Origin of the sequence: Vibrio sp. V43_P6S15P86 (assembly GCF_009904725.1) — a bacterium.
GTDB classification, from domain to species: Bacteria; Pseudomonadota; Gammaproteobacteria; order Enterobacterales; family Vibrionaceae; genus Vibrio; species Vibrio diabolicus.
The window spans coordinates 17192-22457 of the sequence record NZ_WXWT01000115.1 but is presented as its reverse complement, the minus strand read 5'-3'; the positions used below and the strand labels follow the sequence as shown (position 1 = coordinate 22457).

Here is a 5266-nt window from a genome sequence, read left to right as displayed (position 1 = left end):
GTAATAGACAAATTAACGAAGGCTTTCGGTTCAAACAAAGTCGTAGACGAGGCCAATACTCAGTTTGAAAAGGGCAAGGTAACATCGATTATCGGTCCAAATGGCGCGGGAAAGAGCACGCTGTTATCTATGGCCTCGCGCTTAACGGAGCGAGATGGCGGTAGTGTTATCATTGATTGCAAGGAAATCGCGGAATGGGACACAAAAGAGCTAGCGAAAAAACTGGCAGTACTTCGCCAAGCTAACTCGATTACAATGCGGTTTACCGTAAAAGAGTTAGTCTCTTTTGGTCGTTTCCCATACTCTAAAGGAAATCTGACTAAAGAAGATCGTGAGGTCATAGAACAAGCGATCGACTACTTAGATTTGCAAGATATTCAAGACAAATACTTAGATGAATTAAGTGGTGGTCAGCGACAGCTTGCATTTATTGCTATGGTGATTGCACAAGATACAGATTATGTCTTTCTTGATGAACCTCTTAATAACTTAGATATCAAACACTCTCTCCAGATCATGAAAGTTGTGCAGCAGTTAGCCCATGACATGAATAAAGCCATGGTGGTGGTGATTCATGATATTAATTTCGCGGCGTGTTACTCAGATGTCATATTGGCGCTTAAGAAAGGCAAGGTTGTGGCGAGTGGTGCGGTTGAAGATGTTATTCAAGCGTCTACGCTAGAAGACATCTATGAAACGCCATTTAACATCATAGAGTTAAATGGTAAGCGCATGTGTACTTATCATTAAGTGAGCTAGTTCGTTTTTAACGAGATCAAAAGATAGGCGGGCTTACTTGGTGAGCTCGTCTATGATTGGGCATCGGCTCTCTGCATCTCCAGGACAAGAAGAAACCCAACCTTCAAGTTGTGTTTTGATCTCCATGAGGTGTGCAATTTTTTCTTCAACCTCTCTCAGTTTGTCCATGGTTCTTGCTTTTACTTCGCTACTTTTGCGGTTGGGGTTATGAGCAAGTTGTACGAACTCTTTGCATTCTTGCAATGAAAAGCCTGCGCTTTTTGCGCGTGATACCAAGTTAAGCTCTTGAATATGATTATCTGAATATTCGCGATAGCCAGAGTCGCTACGCGCTGGTGGAGATATGATCCCTTTGTCTTCATATAATCGAATCGACTTAGATGAAAGCCCTGTGAGCTTCGCGACAGCACCAATATTCATGTTTAACCTCCATAACGTTTAAGGCGAGTATATACCGATGTTGTGGATAAGACACTCCTAAATAACAGTCAGTTACCTAGAGTCCCCTTACTCTTTAATCACTTCATGTGGTGGCACACCAAATGCCTTTTTGAAGGCATAAGTGAAGTTAGAAGGGTGGTGGTATCCGGCTTCATAGGCGGCTTCTGTTATCGTCACTAGGCCACGTTCCAAATGTTGCCTAGCAATCTCAAGACGTCGAAAACGAATGTAGCCGTTTATGGTCATATTAAGTGATTGTTTAAATCGGCGCTGCAGGTTTGAAACACTCATTGAGAATTGGCTTGCCAACTTTTCCAAGCGTAGTTCTTGCTCAAGGTGAGTTTCTATATAGCTAACAATATCCTCTATTCGACCATCTGTGTGCCGTTCAAGGTTATTTTTATTAGCACTGAAGTTCTTGGGGATTTGCTCAGTCGCTTGATGCAAAATTTGATAGATCAAGCTTTCAACTTCCAACTTATCTTGGAATTCTTGTGGTGATTCTCGGCTTGTCAGCGTTTCAGCTAGTTCGCATAACGCCTGATTAAGCTCTAGAGGATGAAACGCCTGATGAGAGTTAAAAAAGGCTCGATGACTACAATTTTGCTCAAGGCGGGCCTCTAGCCATTGGGGCTTAACCAATATGTTGATCTTATTAATGTGGTTATCTTTGAGCAGTGAACGACGAAAATTTGCAGGTTTGAGTAGGTTCACCACGACACCTTTAGGGCCGTCGCTCGCGTCTAAATCAAATTGCAAATCGTCGTAGCCAAACGAGAGTCTACCTTCTAAAAGAATAGTGACCAGCAGTGAGGCGTGTGCAGTAGAAACAATATTCGAATCAATAAGTTCTAGACAACGCCCGCCATGAACAAAAATTTGATCATTGTACTGATATGATAGGAACTTACCTTCGGCCAGTTGAGTTTGACAAGGTTGGCCTTGCGTGACAATCCATTGTTTCTCTGTCGCCTCTAGTCTTTGGGTTAAAGCTATCTTGGCAATTTTAGTTCGTTTTGTTGTGACTTCCTGCATTTGACACTTCCTCATAACACTTGTGCGATTTCGCATAACCAAATCGCCTTTGTATTTATAAAACTCATGCTTATTATACCTGAGAATTATTATCATTAATATTTAGGAATGAAGTTATGGAAAGCCCTGCTTGTTCACCTATCAAGCTTTCAAGCCTTTGCCTTGCAGTGGGAATGGCGCTATCAACCCCTGTTTTAGCTCAAGATACTGAGTCACATTTTGAAGAGGTCGTTGTATGGGGAACGAAAGTTTCCAGCAACACTGAGTCGATGTTTGCGGACGACATGTCACTGAAGCAAGCCGATCATATGTCTGATTTACTGCGCGATATTCCCGGTGTGGATGTTGGTGGAACACACTCTGTGAATCAACGTATTACGATTCGTGGTTTGAGCGAAACCGATTTGGACATTCGTCTTGACGGTGCTTCTCAGCATGCGAGCATGTTCCATCATATTGGTAACCTGACGCTGAACCCTGACATTCTCAAATCTGCGGACATTCAGGTAGGTAATAACTCTGTGACTCAAAACGGGTTAGGCGGTTCGGTCTACTTTGAAACGAAAGACGCTCGTGACTTACTTCGTTACGATGAAAAGTTTGGTGCGCGTGTTTATGGCGGCTATGCATCCAACGACAACCAACAAGGTTCGTTGACACTGTACGGACTTTTGTCCGAAAACATTGATGTGATGGTCTATGGCCATTACGTTACGCGTGATGATTTTGAAGATGGTGATGGCAATAAAACCTATGGTGCTGCAGGTGATGTTTACAACATTCTGGCTAAGCTGGGGTATGAACTAAATGACATCCATCGTTTTGAGCTCTCTTATGACATGTACCGAGACAGCGGTGATTACAGTCCGCGTCCTGATATGTCTGGTAGTGCAAATAATAGCCTGTCGAGCAAGTTACTTATCCCTACGGATTATGACCGCGATACCGTTACCTTGAGTTACGAGCTGCGAGGCGAACAACATCAAGGAAACGTCACGCTTTATAATACCGAGACAGAAATTAAACGGGATGAGAGCGTTATGGCTCCTCGCTGGCCTTCGAACCGTTTATCGAAGAACACCGCTAAAAACCAAAACTTTGGTTTGAATGGTAAGTTCCAGTCGGATGTTATGTTAGGTGAGTTTGATAATCGAATCACCTATGGTTTCGACTACATGGATAAGACATCTTCAAGTTACTACGGTAGTCGTAAGTTCATGGATGAATCGGCCATTTCAACCGCATTGTTTGTAGAAGACCAGTTCTTCTTCTCTGATGCTTTCTTTGTTACCGCAGGTATGCGTTTTGATGATTACAAACGTGAAGCTGAAACGGGGACGAGTAACTATGATGATGTGACCTGGGCCCTAGCAGCAGAATGGGCAGTCACTCAGGATTGGACGTTGTTTGCGAGCGCACGCTCTCTATTCAAAGGCCCTGAGCTGATGGAAACCTTTATTGCTTACCAAGACGTTGCATTTTTAGAGGATGGACTAAAGCCAGAAACGGGGTTGAACACACAGGGTGGTGTCCGTTTTGATAAAACCTTTGATAAGCATTTCTTTGGAGCGAATATTACGGCATTCCAAACGGAAATTGATGATTACATTGCAGACCAGTACCAAAACGCGACTCAAACTTACCTGATTTACAACTTAGGTGATGTTGAGATTAAAGGCTTTGAGGCAAGTGCTTCTTATGGCTACGACAAGTTTAGCAGCAAACTTTCTTACTCTAAGTCGGACACCAAAAACAAGAATACTGGTGGCCCTGTTGCTGGGGGTAATGGGCGTAGCATTGATATGGGTGATAGTATTGCTCTAACTTTGGATTACCAGTCAGACGCTTTAGAAACGATCTTCGGGTGGAACTCAATGTTTGTTCTAGAAGAAGACAACGTCTTTGATGGTCAGCCAAAGAAAGCAAGTTATGATGTACATAATCTATATGCTCAATGGGTGCCGTCTGATATTGATGGACTGTCGGTGACCTTTGGTATTGATAATGTATTTGACGAGTTGTACAGCTCTCATGCGTCTCGTTCGGGTACTGCACGTGGCTTCACGCTTGATGACTACGAGCCGGGTCGCAACTTCAAACTTTCTTCTGCTTATCAATTCTAATAGGGCTCCCGAGAGGGGGCGCTTCAAAACACGAGTAAATTCATGATTAAAGAAAGCACCCGAATAGATAGCGAACACGCTGACAAATACTTAGTGACACTTTGTCGGCATTTTGGACGAAAGGCTCCTGCTACTTGGAATGAAAACAGCGGTTTGGTGACATTTCCGACGGGAAAAGCGGAGTTTGCTCTTTGCGAGTCTAGCTTGACCATTATTTGTGAGGCGGATTCCGAAGAGAAACTGGGCAAAGTGAAGGCGATAATCTCATCACATGTAGACATGTTCTCTCGTCGAGAAACATTAACACTTAACTGGGTTCGCTAGAGCTATTGATGAATGTGCAGAAAGTGAGAGCGCATTAAAAGCAAAAAGCCCGCGATCTTATCATTCGCGGGCTTTTATTGTTCGAATGCTATTGCTTTTTAGGCTCTAGATTCTAGGCTTTTTTTTTCCTGTTGCATTTTTGCTAGGAAGTAGATATTAACGCAAGCAATAAAGCCGTTAGTTAATACTACAGGCCAAGAATCAATCATTAGTCCGTAAGCAGTAAATAGCGCACAACCAATAAAGTTAAGGATACGAAGCTTAACAATATCTTTCATAGTTAGCGAAATTGCGACCATGATTGAAGCTGCATAACCTAAAATCTCAACCATATTCATGTCCATTTTTTGACCCTCTTAAAATCTGCCGAATTTTGTCGGTACCAATTCTTCTCATCTTGAGATTAATGAGGAAGCTCCATGCCTCGAATGGTCTTTTTTTGTTGTATGGACGCACTATATCAATGGAAAAACCGTGATAAAAGCCTCAAATCAAGGTTAAGAGAAGGTTAGCGATTACGCAAACGTTTAGGACGGGAATTACTGATAATTTTACTTATTGTGTTGATTGATAATAACGATGGT

General features: G+C 42.7%; 6 protein-coding genes. 3 read left to right on the top strand and 3 right to left on the bottom strand.

Annotated features, from left to right (window positions below):
• On the top strand, positions 1–750 hold a 750-nt coding region (locus tag CAG69_RS04885; protein ID WP_202600702.1), incomplete at its 5' end, for an iron ABC transporter ATP-binding protein.
• Between the two features lie 42 nt (positions 751–792).
• Here the strand turns inward: CAG69_RS04885 and cueR are convergent.
• Complete coding sequence (cueR, locus tag CAG69_RS04880; protein ID WP_005376627.1) at positions 793–1179, bottom strand: Cu(I)-responsive transcriptional regulator; 387 nt, start codon at positions 1177–1179, stop codon at positions 793–795.
• 87 nt (positions 1180–1266) lie between these two features.
• On the bottom strand, positions 1267–2235 hold the full coding sequence (locus CAG69_RS04875; RefSeq protein WP_161443002.1) for a helix-turn-helix domain-containing protein: 969 nt from the start codon (positions 2233–2235) through the stop codon (positions 1267–1269).
• Between the two features lie 116 nt (positions 2236–2351).
• Here CAG69_RS04875 and CAG69_RS04870 point away from each other — a divergent pair, with 116 nt between their 5' ends.
• Together CAG69_RS04870 and CAG69_RS04865 are read left to right on the top strand one after the other, a co-directional pair.
• Positions 2352–4358 (top strand): TonB-dependent siderophore receptor, encoded by a 2007-nt coding sequence (locus CAG69_RS04870; protein WP_161443000.1) that lies wholly within the window; start codon positions 2352–2354, stop codon positions 4356–4358.
• Between the two features lie 42 nt (positions 4359–4400).
• On the top strand, positions 4401–4682 hold the full coding sequence (locus CAG69_RS04865; protein WP_161442998.1) for a DUF2218 domain-containing protein: 282 nt from the start codon (positions 4401–4403) through the stop codon (positions 4680–4682).
• A gap of 98 nt (positions 4683–4780) precedes the next feature.
• Here CAG69_RS04865 and CAG69_RS04860 read toward each other — a convergent pair whose 3' ends face one another.
• The gene (locus tag CAG69_RS04860; RefSeq protein WP_005397186.1) at positions 4781–5026 is read right to left on the bottom strand and encodes a YgjV family protein; all 246 of its coding nucleotides are present in this window, start codon (positions 5024–5026) and stop codon (positions 4781–4783) included.
• Between the last annotated feature and the right edge of the window lie 240 nt (positions 5027–5266).

Bases quoted from the DNA above. Each gene is read 5' to 3' on its own strand.
- cueR (WP_005376627.1), bottom strand. From the start codon at position 1,179: ATGAATATTGGTGCTGTCGCGAAGCTCACAGGGCTTTCATCTAAGTCG.
- CAG69_RS04875 (WP_161443002.1), bottom strand. From the start codon at position 2,235: ATGCAGGAAGTCACAACAAAACGAACTAAAATTGCCAAGATAGCTTTA.
- CAG69_RS04870 (WP_161443000.1), top strand. From the start codon at position 2,352: ATGGAAAGCCCTGCTTGTTCACCTATCAAGCTTTCAAGCCTTTGCCTT.
- CAG69_RS04865 (WP_161442998.1), top strand. From the start codon at position 4,401: ATGATTAAAGAAAGCACCCGAATAGATAGCGAACACGCTGACAAATAC.
- CAG69_RS04860 (WP_005397186.1), bottom strand. From the start codon at position 5,026: ATGGACATGAATATGGTTGAGATTTTAGGTTATGCAGCTTCAATCATG.